This window comes from Micromonospora sp. DT62 (genome assembly GCF_049847285.1).
In the GTDB taxonomy this organism is placed as follows: domain Bacteria; phylum Actinomycetota; class Actinomycetes; order Mycobacteriales; family Micromonosporaceae; genus Micromonospora; species Micromonospora reichwaldensis.
Window position 1 is genome coordinate 297,992 of the sequence record NZ_JBNCOB010000007.1, and the last position, 15,256, is coordinate 313,247.

Consider the following 15,256-nt stretch of genomic DNA (forward strand, 5'->3'; position numbering starts at 1 on the left):
CATGCTCAGCCCCGGGGTGCAGCTCGGCAACCGTTACCGCCTGGACGAGCGGATCGCCAGCGGTGGCATGGGTGACGTCTGGCGCGGCACCGACCAGGTGCTCGGCCGTACGGTCGCCGTCAAGAGCCTGCTCCCCGCGCTGCTCGACGACCCCGACTTCGCCGAGCGCTTCCGTGGCGAGGCCCGCACCATGGCCACGATCAACCACCCCGGCGTGGTCGACGTCTACGACTTCGGCAACGACCAGCAGATCGCCTTCCTGGTCATGGAGTACGTCGAGGGCGACGCCCTGTCGGCCACCCTGGCCCGGGTCGGCCGGCTCACCCCGGCCCGCACGATGGCGCTCGTGGCCCAGGCCGCCGACGCGCTGCACGCGGCGCACGTGAAGGGCATCGTGCACCGGGACGTGAAGCCCGGAAACCTGCTCGTCCGGCCCAACGGCACCCTGGTGCTCACCGACTTCGGCATCGCCCGGTCGGAGCTGGTCGCCCAGCTCACCGCCGCCGGCTCGGTGCTCGGCACCGCCTCGTACATCTCCCCGGAGCAGGCCACCGGCGGGGTCGCCACGCCCGCGTCCGACGTCTACGCGCTCGGCGTGGTGGCCTACCAGTGCCTCGCCGGCCGACGCCCGTTCGAGGGCGACAATCCCCTCGACATCGCCATGCGGCACGTGCGGGAGACGCCCCGTCCGCTGCCTGCGGACATTCCGCCGCAGGTCCGGGCGGTGGTCGAGCGGGCCCTGGCGAAGGACCCGGCGGCACGCTGGCCGAGCGCCGCCACGCTGGCCGGGGTCGCCCGGCAGCTCAAGGCCCAGCTCTCCCAGCAGGCCCGGGCGGCAGGTCAGCCCATCTCCGCCGCCCCGGCGTCGCCGGCCGGCCCGCCCGGCCGCGCCCAGGTGCCGCCGCCGCGTCCGCCGGTGTCGCCGCCGCACCGGCAGCCGAACGTCGCCGCGCAGCCGCCGCGTCCGCCCATGGCGGCGCACCGGCCGCCCGTGGCGAACCCCCGGCCGGCCGCCGCGCCGCACCGCCCCACCTCGGTCGCGCCCGCCGCGCCGGTCCAGCACCCGCAGATGGCGCCGACGGGCTACCCGCGCGGCGCGGCGCCAGTGCCCCAGGCCCGGCCGATGCCGTACGCGGGACACGCCGTCCCGCCGGCGCACCAGCCGGGTGGGCAGCGGTCCCGGCCCGGGATGGTGTTCCTCGCCATCATCGTGGCCGTGCTGGTCCTCGTCTGCTCCGGCGTGATTTCCTACCAGCTGCGGGAAGGCACGAAGTCGAGCGCGGGCACTCCGCCGACGGTGACGTCCGGCGCGCTGTGGCCCGACGGACGCGACGATCCGACCGGAACGTCGTACCGTCGACAGGAACTGCCCCGGTCGGGCAGCGACGAGACGACGAGCGAAGGACGACAGACGCGATGACAGCGCAGGCCCGCCTGCTCGGTGGCAGGTACCAGGTCGGCGAGCTGCTCGGCTACGGCGGCATGGCCGAGGTGCACCGCGGTCGTGATCTCCGGCTCGGTCGGGACGTCGCGATCAAGATGCTCCGGACCGACCTCGCCCGGGACGCCACCTTCCAGATGCGGTTCCGCCGGGAGGCGCAGAACGCCGCGTCCCTCAACCACCCGGCGATCGTCGCCGTCTACGACACCGGCGAGGAGACCGCGCCCACCGGCGAGACGCTGCCGTTCATCGTGATGGAGTTCGTCAACGGGCGGACCCTCAAGGAGGTGCTGGGCGTCGAGGGGCGGCTCCAGCCGCGCCGGGCGCTGGAGATCTGCGCCGACATGTGCGCGGCGCTGGAGTTCAGCCACCGGCACGGCATCATCCACCGCGACATCAAGCCCGGCAACGTGATGCTCACCCAGACCGGCCAGGTCAAGGTGATGGACTTCGGCATCGCGCGGGCGCTGGCCAGCGGCGCCACCACCATGACCCAGACGAGCGCGGTCATCGGTACGGCGCAGTACCTCTCGCCCGAGCAGGCGCGCGGCGAGGCGGTCGACGCCCGCTCCGACGTCTACGCCGGCGGCTGCGTCCTCTTCGAGCTGGTCTGCGGGCATCCCCCGTTCGTCGGCGACAGCCCGGTCAGCGTGGCGTACCAGCACGTGCGGGAGGCGCCCCCGACCCCGAGCGACATCAACCCGGACGTGAACCCCGCGGTCGACGCGATCGTGCTCAAGGCGCTGTCGAAGAACCCCCTCAACCGCTACCAGAGCGCCGGCGAGATGCGGGCCGACCTGCTCCGGGCGGCCGCCGGCCGCCCGGTGATGGCGACCCCGGTGCTGCCGCAGGAGGAGACGACGCAGCTCGCTCCGGCCGCCGCCGGCTACGCGGGCGCCGGGGGCGCCCCGCAGACCCGGCAGATGCCGGCCCGGGTCGGCGACCCGCGCCGTCGCAAGGCGTCCTCCTGGCTGATCGCGACGTTCGCGGCGGTGGGCGTCCTCGCGGTGATCGCCCTCGCCGCCGCCCTGCTGAGCCAGCGCGACGGCGACGACCGGGCCACGGTCCCCACGGTGACCGGTCTGACCCAGCAGGAGGCGTTCGCCCGGATCCAGCAGGCCAACCTGGTGCCCAAGGAGGGCGACCAGGTCTTCGGCACCTGCCAGAAGGGCCAGGTCGTCAACCAGGACCCGCCTGCCAACTCACTCCTGGAGGCGAACCGCGATGTCGTCGTCCGGATCTGCGGCGGCGTGGAGATGAAGACCATCCCGTCGGACCTCGCCGGCTCCACCTATGAGAGTGCTAAGAACCGGCTGGAGGCGGCCGGCTTCAAGGTGGAGAAGAAGGAGAAGGACGACGCCGAGAAGGAGGGCATCGTCCTCACGGTGTCGCCCGAGGAGGGCAAGCAGGTCGCCGCGAAGAGCACGGTCACCCTCACCGTCTCCAGGGGCAACGTCGGCAAGGTGCCCAACGTCGTCGGCTCCAGCAAGGACGACGCCGAGGAGGAGCTGGACGAGGCGGGCTACCGGGTCGACGTCAAGCGGGGCCGCGAGGTGCCGCCGGAGGAGGCCGGCCAGGTCACCTCGCAGACCCCGGCGGCCGGGAGCAACCTCGCCAGGGGCAAGACCGTGACGATCGTGGTCACCGTGCCGCAGGCCGAGCCGACGCCCACCGATTCGGCGAGCCCGACGCCCAGCGTCACGCCGACCACCCCCGGTAACGGCGGCGGCGGAGGCTTCCCGCTGCCGACCACCCCGCCGATCCGCCTGCCCGAGCGCTGACCCCGCTCGTGAGCGCGGGGGACCCTGCTGAGCGGCGCCCTGCGGACGCCGCCGGTCAAGGCACTGTCGACGCCGCCGGGCAGCGGCCTTCCGACGCCGTCGGGCAGCGGCCTTCCGATGCCGTCGGACGGCGCCCTCCGGCTGTCGGCGACGACGGGCGGCCGGCGACCGGTGCGGCGGGCCGGGCGAGCCGGTGGCGGCGACGCCTGATCCGCGCGGCGATCCTGGGCCTGGTGGCGCTGCTCCTGGCCAGCCTCCCCTGGCTCTGGACGACGACCGCCGCCCGCGGCCACCTGTTCGGCGAGGCCGACGCGCCCGCCGCCGACGTCGTGATCGTTCTGGGTACGGCGGTGGCGGCGGACCGCCGTCAGCCGGGCGACCGCCTCGCCGGCCGCCTGGAGACCGCCGCCGCGCTCGTAAAGAGTGGGCGGGCCCGGGTGGTCCTCGTGTCCGGCGACGGGGGCGGCACGTCCGGCGACGAGCCGGCGGCGATGACCGCCCACCTGACCGAGCGGCTCGGCGTCGATCCTCGTCGCGTCGTGGCCGACCCGTTCGGCCTGGACACCTACGACACCTGCGCCCGGGCACGCGACGTGTACGGCGTCGAGCGGGCCCTGATCGTGACCCAGTCCTACCACCTGTCCCGCGCGGTGACGCTGTGCCGGCACCTCGGCCTCGACGCCGAAGGGGTGACCGCCCGCTGTGCCGGCTGCGGACCCGTCCTGCTCGTCGGCAAGGCGGTCCGGGACTACTTCGCCAGCGGCAAGGCGGCCTGGGACGCGGTCCGGGGCAGGCCGCCCGCCGTCAGCTCACCCGCAGATCCGGCTATCGAGGACGCACTCAAGAGCTGACCGTGAGATGAGCGGGCGCAAGAATCCGGCAAGTCGGCCCGGGCATTCCGTGCGGGTGGCATCAGGCGAGTGGACTGCCGCAGCGGCGACCGGGGTGCTCAGGCGGTGGCGAAGGCGGCGCGGCGGCGCGCGTCCACCTCGGCGGCCAGCGCCGGGGCCCGCTCCAGCGCCTCCGGGTGACCGCAGGCGGCGAGCCAGTTCGCCAGCATCAGGTGACCGCCCTCGGTCAGCACCGACTCAGGGTGGAACTGGACGCCCTCGATCGGCAGCGTACGGTGCCGCATCGCCATCACCACCCCGGAATCCGTCCAGCCGGTGACCTCCAGCTCCTCGGGCAGCGTCTCGGGCAGCACGGCGAGCGAGTGGTAGCGGGTGGCGGTGAACGGGTCCGGCAGGCCGGCGAGCACCCCGACGCCGTGGTGGCGCACCTCGGAGGTCTTGCCGTGCAGCAGCTCGGGGGCGCGGGTCACCGTGGCGCCGAAGGCTTCACCGATCGCCTGGTGACCCAGGCAGACACCGAAGATCGGCAGCTCGCCCGCGTACGCGCGGATGACGTCGAGGCAGATGCCGGCGCGGTCGGGGCTGCCGGGGCCGGGCGAGAGCAGGACGCCGGCCGCGCCGACCCTGCCCACCTCGGCGACCTCGATCTCGTCGTTGCGCCGGACGTCGCAGTCCACGCCGAGCTGGCCCAGGTACTGCACGAGGTTGAAGACGAACGAGTCGTAGTTGTCGATCACCAGGACACGCATCAGGGGCTCACTCGTCCGGGGAGGGAGGCGGGGTGTTGTTCTGGTCGGTGTCGTACGGCAACTCGTGCTCGTCGCCGGGCGGGGCGTCGCTCTCCCCGCCGCCCGGCACCGAGTCGCCGCCGGGATCGCCGGCATCCTGGGTGACCTGCACGTCGTCGAAGGGCAGCAGGGGCTCGGCCCACGGGAACACCACGTACCAGAGCAGGGCCACCATCGCGCTGGTGATCAGCAGGCTGCCCACGAGCTTGCCGGGCAGCCCGAAGGGGAGCTTGCGCCACATCCAGCCGTACACCGTCAGGCCCCCAGTTCCGCCGGGCGCCCCGCCGACTTCGGCTGGCTGCGCGTCAGCTCGGCGTGGATGATCAGGCGTTGGTAGTTGTCGAACTTCGGGTTGCAGGTGGTCAGGGTGAGCATCGACCTGGTCGGCTTCTGCCCGGGCTTGCCCGGCACGGGCGCCACGACCTCGACCTGGGTGGGCTTGACGATCCGGCTCTGGGTCACCTTGTAGACGTGCCAGTCGGTCTTGCCCTCCACCACGATGGCGTCCCCGTCGTTCAGCTCGTCGAGCCGCCAGAAGGTGGCCCGGTTGCGGTGCCCGGCGACGGAGAAGTTGCCGACCTGGCCCGGTAGGGCGCTGGAGGGGTAGTGGCCCGGCGCGTACCGGATGTCCTTCTGGGTGACGCCCTCGACGACGACCCAGTTCTTGTCGAGCTTGGGGATGTAGAGCCCGGCGATGGGCTTGCCCTGCACGGGCGGCTTCGGCTTGGTGGACGCGCTGGCCGACGGCGCCACCGTCGGGTCGCCCTCGGGGCCCCACGCCTGCGCCAGTTGCTGGCTGAGGTCGTTCTGGTGGGCGTCGACGATCGCCGACTTGCCCCACACCTCGTAGCCGGCGAAGAGCAGCACCACCAGGCCGAAGGTGATCAGCAGTTCGCCGCTGACCCGGATGCCGGTACGCAGCCGGGAGCCCAGCGACGGCCGGGTGAGCTCCGAGTAGACGCTCTTGTAGCCCTCACCGGTCTGCTCCGGGCGGAGCTGGACCACCCGCTCACCCCGGCGTGGCCGAGGCTGCTCGGCGGGAGTGTCGGAGCCCTCCGGCTCGTCCGTCTTCGGAGGACGCGGCACCGCCCCCATGAGAGCGGTCGGCTCGACGAGCGCGGCCGGGGCGGTCGGCGTACGCCCGGAGACGGCTGGGATCAGGGCGGTGGCCCCGGGATCGACGTCGCGGCCCGGACCGGCCGGGGAGACCGGGGTCGACGGGCCGTTGGCCGACGCGCCCACCTTCGGGATGAACGCGGTCGGCGCGTCGGCGGCCGGCCGGCCTTCCCTGGCGGCGGCCCGATCGACCGGCGGGCGGAGGGAGCGGTCGCCGCCGGGACCGGCGGCCCCGCTGGCGCCCGGCAGCCGGAGATCGTCGGACGGCGACGCGGGGTGCGGTGGGGCGGCCGGTCGGACCGGGCCGGCACCGGGCCACGGCGGAGACCCGCCGGCACCGGCCCGGGCAGCCGGGCCGGAATCGGCCGGGCCGGCGTGGCGGAGGTGGTCGAAGTCGGCAGGACCGGGGCGGCCGGGGTCGGCAGGACCGCGCCGGTCGGAGTCGGCGGAGCCGGGCCGCCCGAAGTTGGCGGGCCAGGGGCGGCCGTGGTCCGCCGGACCGGGACGGCCGGGCTCGGCGGGCCGGGCGGGGCTGCCGGCGGAGCGGGTCTGGTCGGCGTTCGGCGGGAAATGGCCGAAATTCGCGGGACGGCCGGGCTCCGGTGCCGGGCGGGTCGGGTCGGGCGTGGCGCGCGACCATCCGGCGGAGGGGCCGGCAGGCGCGCGAGCGTCGCCGGCCGGGTCGGGCCCGTGGGACGGACGGGGAGCCGGGGAGCGGGGCGGGAGCGTGGGCTCCGGCCAGGCGCCGGCCGGGGCCTGGCGGGCCGGGGCGGGCCCGGGCCGGTCGACCTTGGGCAGAAAGGCGGTCGGCCCGTCGTCCTGGTCGCGGTGACGGCCGTCGCGGTCCTCGGGCCGGTCGTCCGGTACGCGGTTCACCTGGGCACCGTCGCCGAGCGCAGCGTGGTCGAGTCCTCGAACGCCGGCACGGTCACCGAGGAGACGGTCTCCTTGTAACCGAGCTTGTAGTCGTCGACCAGGTCCCTGAACAACCGGACTCCCTGTGAGTCGGCGAGGGCCTGCTGCAGGGCAGCCGGATCGCCGATTGCTACGATCTTGAATGGTGGGGAGTACACCCGGCCGTGCAGCAGCAGGGTGTTACCCACGCAGCGTACCGCGCTGGTCGACAGCACGCGGACGTTCATGATGGACATGGCCTCGGCGCCCCCCGCCCAGAGAGCGTTCACCACCGCCTGCACGTCCCCCTGGTGGACGACCAGGTCGTCGTTGGTGGCCCCGGCGGGCAGCGTGCCGTCGTTGCGCCGGGGCGCGTCGTCGAGTTCCACCGTCACCCCGGAGCCGGCGAGCGCGGTGAAGCCGGCGTCCGCCCGGCTGGCGGCGGCCCGGTCCTGCTGTTCCCTGATCGGGCCGTCGGAGCTGGCCAGGGCGCTGGTACGGCCCTCGACCTCGTCGCGCAGGTCGGACGCCCGCCGCTCGCTGGCCGCCACTTCCGCGCGCCGGTCCTCGATCAACTGGTTGAGCTGGGGTCGGCGGTCCTCGCGCAGGGCGGTGCCGCCTGCGGTGGTTGCCGTGGTGGTGAAGAGCAGCCCGGCCGCGGCGGCGATCAGCGGCACCCCGATCGACCAGCCCGGTCGTCGCTGCCGTGGGCGTCGAGGCAGCAGCCCGGCGACCGCCCGCCGGAGCACCTTCTGCCAGGAGGCCGCGCCGGATGTGTACTCCACCGAGCGTTCCTTCCCCGTCGTCTGGTTCAGCCTGCGGAGGCGCGAGCCGCCGCGGCGACCCGAACAGTCCCGCCTTTTTCGGTCACTCCGTGCACCGGCCTCGCCCCATTCGTGGATTGGACGGGCCTTCCGGACTACGCTAGCTGTCGAACATTATTGGCCATGGACCGTCGCCCCCGCGCCCGGTTGTCAGGCCGGACGAGGTCGTAACCCCTCTGGAGAGCGTCGTGCCCAAGTCTCAGGTTCGCAAGAAGAAGGTGTACACCCCGCCGACGGACGTCCGTCCGACGGCGACGGCGGCGACGCGCAAGCCTAGCCCGGTGTGGCTCCCGGTCTCGGCGGTCGCCCTCATCGTTTTCGGCATCGGCTGGCTGGTGATCTACTACCTCTCCGAGCAGGAGTACCCGGTCATGTCGTGGGGTTACTGGAACCTCGCGGTGGGCTTCGGCGCGATGGTCGCCTCCCTGATCCTGCTCTCCCGCTGGCGCTGAGCGTCCTGCCCACCCCGCCGGCGTCGAGCATCCCGCTCTCCCGCCGGCGCTGAGCGCCGCACCCCGCCGCCGGACCGGCGGCGGGGTCGTCCGGGCGCGGTCAGCCCTGCCGTCGATGCCGTCCGGCCCCGGGCCGGCGGCGTGGGCAATCCAAGTCACTCGGTGGAGCCCCTACCCGGCGGTTGGGGTGTCTTCGCCCTAAGGTGTGCGCAGGGCGGCGCGGCCCGGTGCGAGATGACTCACGTTACTCCTGGGTAACCTTGCGCGTAGGCTGCACTGCATGACCGAGCGGAGCGAGGTCATCGACCGGTCCGGTCGAGGGTGCGGCAGCTGTGGCTCGCCGGTCGTGCCCTGACCCGGGCCCCGGTCGCCGAGCCGCTCGACAGGCAGCAGACCGGGGAGGCCAACTCGATGGGCAGCGTCCAGATCGTCACCACGATCCTCGCGTTCGCCATCACCGCCGTGGCGGTGTGGCTTGCGGTACGCGCGGTCATGAAGATGGTGGCCGTCATCCGGCTGGGTCAGCCGGACCCGACCCGCTTCGGTGACCCGGGCACCCGCACGAAGACGATGCTGGCCGAGACCGCCGGCCACACCCGCATGCTCCGCTGGAGCGTGGTGGGTGCGGCGCACTGGTTCGTGATGGTCGGCTTCATCGTGCTGTCGCTGCTGGTGCTGGAGGCGTACTTCGAGGTCGTCTCCCCGACCGGCGGGCTGCCGCTGGTAGGCGACTGGGCGATCTACGGGCTGGTCACCGAGTGGCTCGCGATCCTGGGCATCGTCAGCATCCTGGTGCTGATCGCGATCCGGCTCCGCAACCGGCCCACCCGGCCGGGCGGCAGGTCCCGGTTCACCGGCTCGACCATGTGGCAGGGCTACTTCGTCGAGGGCATCATCCTCGCCGTACTGATCATGGGCTTCGTCATCCGGGGCTTCAAGGTCGCCACCGACCACTTCGAGTACCCGGTCTGGGCCGCCCCGCTCAGCCACGCCGTCGGCGGGGTGCTGCCGAACTGGGCGGCCGGCGTCAGTCTCGCCGCGCTCGTCAAGATCGTCATCTCGATGACCTGGCTCATCGTGATCTCGCTGAACGTCACCATGGGCGTCGCCTGGCACCGCTTCCTGGCCTTCTTCAACATCTTCTTCAAGCGCGACCCGGGCGCCAACGTCTCCGGTCTCGGCGCCCTGCGCCCCATGACGAGCCAGGGCAAGCCGCTGGACTTCGAGGAGGCCGACCCCGAGAAGGACCAGTTCGGTGTCGCCCAGGTCGAGCAGTTCACCTGGAAGGGCCTGCTGGACTTCAGCACCTGCACCGAGTGCGGCCGCTGCCAGTCGCAGTGCCCGGCCTGGAACACCGGCAAGCCGCTGTCGCCGAAGCTGCTGGTGCTCAGCCTGCGCGACCACGCGTACGCGAAGGCGCCGTACCTGCTGGCCGGCGGCGGCAAGGACCTGACCGGTGAGGAGAAGGCCACCGCCGCCCAGCTCGCCCACATGGACGTCCTCGCGCTCGCCGAGGCCGACCGGCCGCTGATCGGCACCGCCGAGGAAGGCGGCATCATCGACCCGGACGTGCTCTGGTCCTGCACCACCTGCGGTGCCTGCGTCGAGCAGTGCCCGGTCGACATCGAGCACGTCGACCACATCGTCGACATGCGCCGCTACCAGGTGCTCATCGAGTCGAGCTTCCCGTCGGAGGCCGGCGTGATGCTGCGCAACCTGGAGAACAAGGGCAACCCGTGGGGCGCCCCGCAGAACACCCGCGAGGACTGGACCAAGGGCCTGGACTTCGAGGTGCCGCGGGTCGGCGAGGTCGACGACTTCGAGTACCTCTTCTGGGTCGGCTGCGCCGGCGCGTTCGAGGACCGGGCCAAGAAGACCACCCGGGCGGTCGCCACGCTGCTGAACGAGGCGGGCGTGAAGTTCGCGATCCTCGGCGAGGGCGAGACCTGCTCCGGCGACCCGGCCCGCCGCATCGGCAACGAGTTCGTCTTCCAGATGCTCGCCCAGCAGAACGTCGAGACCCTCAACGAGGCGTTCGAGGGCCGGGAGCAGAGCAAGCGGAAGATCGTCGCGACCTGCCCGCACTGCTTCAACACCCTTGGCAACGAGTACGGCCAGCTCGGCGGCGAGTTCGAGGTGGTCCACCACACCCAGCTCCTGGCGCACCTGGTCGCCACCGGCAAGCTCACCCCGGTGCAGCCGGTCGACGGCGGCGTGACCTACCACGACCCCTGCTACCTGGGCCGGCACAACCGGGTCTTCGCCCCGCCGCGTGAGGTGCTCGGCAGCGCCATCGCCGGCGGGGACGGCGCGAGCGGCGACGGCGGCCTCATCGAGATGCCGCGCAACAGCGAGCGCTCCTTCTGCTGCGGCGCCGGCGGCGCCCGGATGTGGATGGAGGAGAAGGTCGGCAAGCGGATCAACGTGGACCGGGTCGAGGAGGCCATGTCCACCGGGGCGAAGACGGTCGCCGTCGGCTGCCCGTTCTGCTCGACGATGCTCAACGACGGGGTGAACGGCAAGGGCGCCGGCGAGCAGGTCGAGGTCGTCGACGTGGCCAGCGTGCTGCTCCGCTCCGTCAAGCCCGAGCAGGCGCCGGGCGACACCGAGCGGGCGCCGGTGGCCGGCTGACGCGTACCCCCTGCGACGCCCGACGGCGGCGACACCTCCCCGGTGTCGCCGCCGTCGTCGTTCAGGAGGTCGTGGTGATGATGGTGGTGGTGGCGGCCGTGGTGGTCGCGATCAGGAGGACCGCCTGGATCTCCTCGATCGCCTTCCTCGTGGCGGCGGACGCCCAGTCCCCGGCGGCGATCTCGGTCAGCCGGCGCTTGACCTGCTCCTTCGGCAGCTCCGCGAAGAGCTTGCGGTCCAGGCCGACGGCCCGGGCGAGGCCGATGAGCGCGGCCGTCCGCCCGTCCACCGGGCCGTCCGCGGCCACGGCGGCGACCATCCGCTGCCGGGCCTGCGTCTCCACCGCCGGCTCCGCGCCGGTCGTGGACGGATAGCGGGTACGCGGAAAGACCCACAGCACCTTGTCCGAGTCGCGGCGGAGCACGCCGGCGGTGACCAGCCCGTCCAGCACCTGCTCGGGCAGGTCCTTGGCGAGCCGGCTGACCCAGTCCTTCGGCTTGCGCCGCTTGTCGTCGGCGGCGACCCGGGCCAGTGCGTCGTCGAGCTGCCGCTGCCCGACGGGGGTCGGGTCGGTCACCACGAGCCGGTCGTCGGCGACCTCGACCCGACCGGCGAGCGCCAGCTCCAGCAGCAGGGCGCCGGCCAGGCCGTAGTCGAGCGTGGGCCGGCCGAGCCGGTTGACGCCCGCGTCGTCGTAGCCGAGCAGGGCGAGTTCGTGGGCGAGCGTGAGCGGGGCCATGCCCCGACGGTAGCCGGGGCCGACGAGCCCGGCAGATCTTCCGCCCGTGACCGGGGCCGCCGCCCGTGCGAGAATCTCGCCGAGGTGAGACGACCATCGATGGCCTGCTGCTGACCACGCTGCTGCCCCTGGTCGGCTTCGTGCTGCTGACCGGCGGCAACGCGTTCTTCGTCGCGGCCGAGTTCGCCCTGGTCACGGTGGATCGCCCCGAGATCGAGCGGCGGGCGACCGCAGGGGACGGCCGGGCCGTGACCGTACGCCGGGCGCTGCGGGAGCTCTCCTTCCAGCTCTCCGGGGCGCAGCTCGGCATCACCCTCACCGCGCTGCTCACGGGCTACCTGGCCGAGCCCGCCCTGGCCCGCCTCTTCACCCCGCTGCTGCGGCCGGTCGCTGGGGACGCCGCCGGCCGGTTCACCCCGTTCCTCGCCCTGGCCCTGGCCACCCTGCTCTCCATGCTCTTCGGCGAACTGGTGCCGAAGAACCTCGCGCTGGCCCGGCCGATGCCCACCGCCCTCGCGACCGCCGGCCCGATGCGCGCCTTCTCCCGCGCCTTCGGCTGGCTGATCCGGGCGCTGAACGACTCGGCGAACCGCCTGGTCCGGCTGCTGGGCGTGGAGCCGCAGGAGGAGTTGGCCAGCGCCCGCTCGCCGGAGGAGCTGGGGCTGCTGGCGGCCATCTCGGCGCGGGCCGGGGCGCTGCCGCCGGACACCGCCATGCTGCTGCGCCGGACCATCCGGTTCGGCGACAAGCGGGCCGCCGAGGCGATGACCCCGCGGGTCGACGTGGTCGCGCTGCGGGCCACCGCCACCGTGGCGGAGCTGCTGGCGCTGTCCCGCCGGACCGGGCGGACGCGGTTCCCGGTGTACGAGGAGACCCTCGACCTGGTGACCGGCGTCGCCGGGGTGCCGGACGCGCTGGGCGTGCCGCTGGCCCTGCGCGGCTCGACCACGGTCGGGTCGGTGGCCCGCGAACCGGTGTACGTGCCAGAGAGCCTGGACCTCGACGGCGTACTGGCCGCGCTCGGCAGCGCGGGTGCCGACCTCGCCATCGTCGTCGACGAGTACGGCGGCACCGACGGCGTGGTCACCACGGAGGACCTCGTGGAGGAGCTGGTCGGGGAGATCGCCGACGAGTTCGACCCGGCCGCGGTGGACGACGTCGGCGCGGTCGGGCTGAGGGTGCCGGGCGGGGAGCGGACGGTCCTCGTCGACGGGGTGCTGCGCTCCGACGAGCTGGCGGAGCAGACCGGCTTCCGGCTGCCCGAGGGGCCGTACGAGACGCTCGCCGGGTTCCTGATGGCCCGGCTGGGGCACATCCCGCTCGCGGGCGAGACAGTCGACGAGTCGGGCTTCGAGTTCACCGTCGTGGAGGTCGAGCGGCACCGGATCGAGCAGGTCCGGGTGCTCCGTCCCGAGGAGCCGGACGGCGATGCCTGAGCTGCTGGTCACCGTCGCGCTGCTGCTCGGCAACGCGTTCTTCGTGGGCAGCGAGTTCGCGCTGATCGCGTCCCGGCGCACGGTGGTCGAGCCGTTGGCGGCCGGCTCGAAGCGGGCCCGCTGGGCGTTGTCGGCGATGAACCAGATCCCGCTGATGATCGCCGGGGCGCAGCTCGGCATCACCGTCTGCTCGCTGGGGCTGGGCGCGATCGCCGAGCCCGCCCTCGCGCACCTGCTGGAGCCGGCGTTCCGCGCGGCGCGGCTGCCGGAGGGGGTGGTCCACCCGGTGGCCTTCGTGCTCGCCCTCGGGGTGGTGGTCTTCCTGCACACCGTGGTCGGCGAGATGGTGCCGAAGAACATCACCCTGGCCGGGCCGGAGCCGTCGGCGCTCTGGCTGGGGCCGGCGATGCTGGCGTTCTGCCTGGCCACCAAGCCGCTGCTGGTGGCGATGAAGTGGGCGTCGCGCCGGGTGCTGGGACTGTGGCGGGTCGAGGCGACCGAGGCCGTGAAGACGGTCTTCACCGCCGAGGAGCTGGCCGGGCTGGTGTCGCAGGCGCGTACGGAGGGGCTGCTCGACGCGGAGGAGCACGCCCGGATCACGGGTGCGCTCGCCCTGCACAGCCGGACCGCCGCCGACGCCCTGCAACCGTGGTCCACGGTGACCACCGTGGCCGAGGACGTCTCACCCGCCTCGCTGGAGGTGCTGGCCACCCTGACGGGGCGGTCCCGCTTCCCGGTGGTGCAGCGACACACCCGCCGGGTGCTCGGCTTCGTGCACGTCAAGGACGTGCTCGGGTACGCGGGCGCGAGCCGGCGGGCCCCCGTGCCGGCGGAGGTCTACCGGCCGTTGGCGGTGGTGCCGCCGGACCGTACGCTCGCCGACCTGTTGCTGTCGATGCGCCGGGAGCGGCGGCACATGGTGCTGGTCAGCGACGGTCGCCGCCCCCTCGGTGTGGTCACACTCGACGACGTACTGACTGCGATCGTTGGCAGGCGGGCCGACACCCTTGGTACGCAAGCGGTTGCGCAGGCGTGAAGTGGCCCTCGATCGCCTTGATTCCGCTGCCGGCTATCCCTAATGTTGGGCACCGGCCGCTGTGGGTCGTCTGTCTCGCCCCTCTTCCCTCGCGCGAGGCGCCAAGCGGCCGGGTTGCAAAAGGAGTCGGTGCCGGTGGCAACCATGCCCCCTCATCGTCACGCACCGGGACGGTCTGCTCGTCCGGGTGGCCTGCGCAGGGTCGCCCACCGTCTGCTCACCCTGGTCGCCGCGGCGGCGGTCGGCGCCGGCATGCTGGCCGCGCCCGCCCACGCCGAGCCCTCGGTCGACGAGATCGAGGCCGCGATCGACCAGAAGTGGGAGCAGCTCGAGCCGACCATCGAGCAGTACAACAAGGTGCGGGCGCAGCTGAAGGTCAACCGCAAGAAGTCGGAGGACCTGCAGAAGAAGATCCAGCCGTTGGCGCTGGAGAGCGAGCTGGCGATGGACCGGGTCGGCGATCTCGCCTCCCGTTACTACATCTCCGGCCCGTCCCACGACATCGGCGCGCTGCTGGTCAGCGCCAAGCCCGACACGCTGACCGAGCAGTTGACGCTGCTGGACCGGCTGGCCGCGCAGGAGCGCAAGCAGCTCGAGGGCGTGACGCGGGTCCGCCAGAAGTACGACGCGGAGAAGCAGAAGCTCGACACGCTGATCGTGTCGCAGACGAAGCAGCAGAGCGACCTGGCCGCGAAGAAGAAGCAGATCGACGCCGACATCAAGAAGCTCGAGGCGTCGCTGCCGGTCACGACCGTCAAGACGGAGAAGTGCCCGACCATCAACGGCGTGGTCAGCGACGCGGCCCGCACCGCGATCCGCACCGCCTGCGCGCAGGTCGGCGACCCGTACGTCTGGGGTGCCACCGGCCCGAACTCGTTCGACTGCTCCGGTCTCACCCAGTACGCCTACAAGGCGGCGGGGATCCACCTGACGCACTTCACGGGTGCGCAGTGGAACGAGGGCAAGGCCATCCCGCGCTCCGAGGCGCGCCCGGGTGACCTGGTCTTCTTCTTCAGCGACCTGCACCACGTCGGCCTCTACCTCGGCAACGACAAGATGGTGCACGCGCCCCGGGCCGGCAAGCCGGTCAACGTCTCCAGCATCAACACGATGCCGGTGGCCGGGTTCCGCCGGCCCGGCTGAGCCCCGGTACCGCCCAGCGAGGCAACGACGAGGGCCCCCGGTCGATCCTTGGGATCTAGCGGTCCTCGCAACACCCAGACATTTTGGGAGTTGCGAGGACCGTGTCCGTTTCGGCCGAACTCAA

13 protein-coding genes are annotated in these 15,256 nt (G+C 73.0%); 8 read left to right on the plus strand and 5 right to left on the minus strand.

All coding sequences use genetic code 11. The features are described 5' to 3' along the window. The first annotated feature begins 1 nt into the window (after position 1). From ACPXCB_RS13995 to ACPXCB_RS14005, 3 genes are all read left to right on the plus strand, one after another. A complete protein-coding gene (locus ACPXCB_RS13995; protein WP_425875439.1) occupies positions 2-1,420 on the plus strand; it encodes a protein kinase domain-containing protein in 1,419 nt (472 codons plus the stop codon). Beyond that, positions 1,417-3,222, plus strand: a complete 1,806-nt coding sequence (gene pknB, locus ACPXCB_RS14000; RefSeq protein WP_425875441.1) for a Stk1 family PASTA domain-containing Ser/Thr kinase — start codon at positions 1,417-1,419, stop codon at positions 3,220-3,222. The genes ACPXCB_RS13995 and pknB overlap by 4 nt, the downstream gene beginning before the upstream one ends. Before the next feature lie 233 nt (positions 3,223-3,455). After that, the gene (locus tag ACPXCB_RS14005) at positions 3,456-4,073 is read left to right on the plus strand and encodes a SanA/YdcF family protein (RefSeq protein ID WP_425875443.1); all 618 of its coding nucleotides are present in this window, start codon (positions 3,456-3,458) and stop codon (positions 4,071-4,073) included. Positions 4,074-4,171: 98 nt separating this feature from the next. Here ACPXCB_RS14005 and ACPXCB_RS14010 read toward each other — a convergent pair whose 3' ends face one another. Genes ACPXCB_RS14010 through ACPXCB_RS14025 form a run of 4 tightly spaced genes read right to left on the minus strand, consistent with a single transcriptional unit; the run spans position 4,172 to position 7,656 of the window. Then, positions 4,172-4,822, minus strand: coding sequence for an aminodeoxychorismate/anthranilate synthase component II (locus ACPXCB_RS14010; RefSeq protein ID WP_425875445.1), 651 nt, complete (start codon positions 4,820-4,822; stop codon positions 4,172-4,174). A 7-nt stretch (positions 4,823-4,829) separates the two neighbouring features. After that, positions 4,830-5,114, minus strand: a complete 285-nt coding sequence (locus tag ACPXCB_RS14015; protein WP_425875447.1) for a hypothetical protein — start codon at positions 5,112-5,114, stop codon at positions 4,830-4,832. 2 nt (positions 5,115-5,116) lie between these two features. Then, on the minus strand, positions 5,117-6,853 hold the full coding sequence (locus tag ACPXCB_RS14020) for a class E sortase (protein WP_425875449.1): 1,737 nt from the start codon (positions 6,851-6,853) through the stop codon (positions 5,117-5,119). Further along, complete coding sequence (locus ACPXCB_RS14025; RefSeq protein ID WP_425875451.1) at positions 6,850-7,656, minus strand: DUF881 domain-containing protein; 807 nt, start codon at positions 7,654-7,656, stop codon at positions 6,850-6,852. The genes ACPXCB_RS14020 and ACPXCB_RS14025 overlap by 4 nt, the downstream gene beginning before the upstream one ends. Positions 7,657-7,883: 227 nt before the next feature. Between ACPXCB_RS14025 and ACPXCB_RS14030 the strand changes: the two genes are divergently transcribed. Both ACPXCB_RS14030 and ACPXCB_RS14035 read left to right on the plus strand, forming a co-directional pair. Next, a complete protein-coding gene (locus tag ACPXCB_RS14030) occupies positions 7,884-8,147 on the plus strand; it encodes a cell division protein CrgA (protein ID WP_151454344.1) in 264 nt (87 codons plus the stop codon). A 411-nt stretch (positions 8,148-8,558) separates the two neighbouring features. Next, positions 8,559-10,778 carry a (Fe-S)-binding protein gene (locus tag ACPXCB_RS14035; RefSeq protein ID WP_425875499.1) on the plus strand — a complete coding sequence of 740 codons (2,220 nt, stop codon included), beginning with the start codon at positions 8,559-8,561 and terminating at the stop codon, positions 10,776-10,778. Positions 10,779-10,839: 61 nt separating this feature from the next. On the opposite strand, the gene ACPXCB_RS14040 is transcribed toward ACPXCB_RS14035, so the two are convergent. Beyond that, complete coding sequence (locus ACPXCB_RS14040) at positions 10,840-11,517, minus strand: GOLPH3/VPS74 family protein (protein WP_425875453.1); 678 nt, start codon at positions 11,515-11,517, stop codon at positions 10,840-10,842. Between the two features lie 122 nt (positions 11,518-11,639). Here ACPXCB_RS14040 and ACPXCB_RS14045 point away from each other — a divergent pair, with 122 nt between their 5' ends. The 3 genes from ACPXCB_RS14045 (at position 11,640) to ACPXCB_RS14055 (ending at position 15,132) form a co-directional block, all read left to right on the plus strand. Continuing rightward, the gene (locus tag ACPXCB_RS14045; RefSeq protein WP_425875501.1) at positions 11,640-12,953 is read left to right on the plus strand and encodes a hemolysin family protein; all 1,314 of its coding nucleotides are present in this window, start codon (positions 11,640-11,642) and stop codon (positions 12,951-12,953) included. Next, positions 12,946-13,989 (plus strand): hemolysin family protein, encoded by a 1,044-nt coding sequence (locus tag ACPXCB_RS14050; protein WP_425875455.1) that lies wholly within the window; start codon positions 12,946-12,948, stop codon positions 13,987-13,989. The genes ACPXCB_RS14045 and ACPXCB_RS14050 overlap by 8 nt, the downstream gene beginning before the upstream one ends. Positions 13,990-14,133: 144 nt before the next feature. Then, positions 14,134-15,132, plus strand: coding sequence for an NlpC/P60 family protein (locus tag ACPXCB_RS14055; RefSeq protein WP_425875457.1), 999 nt, complete (start codon positions 14,134-14,136; stop codon positions 15,130-15,132). Positions 15,133-15,256: the final 124 nt, after the last annotated feature.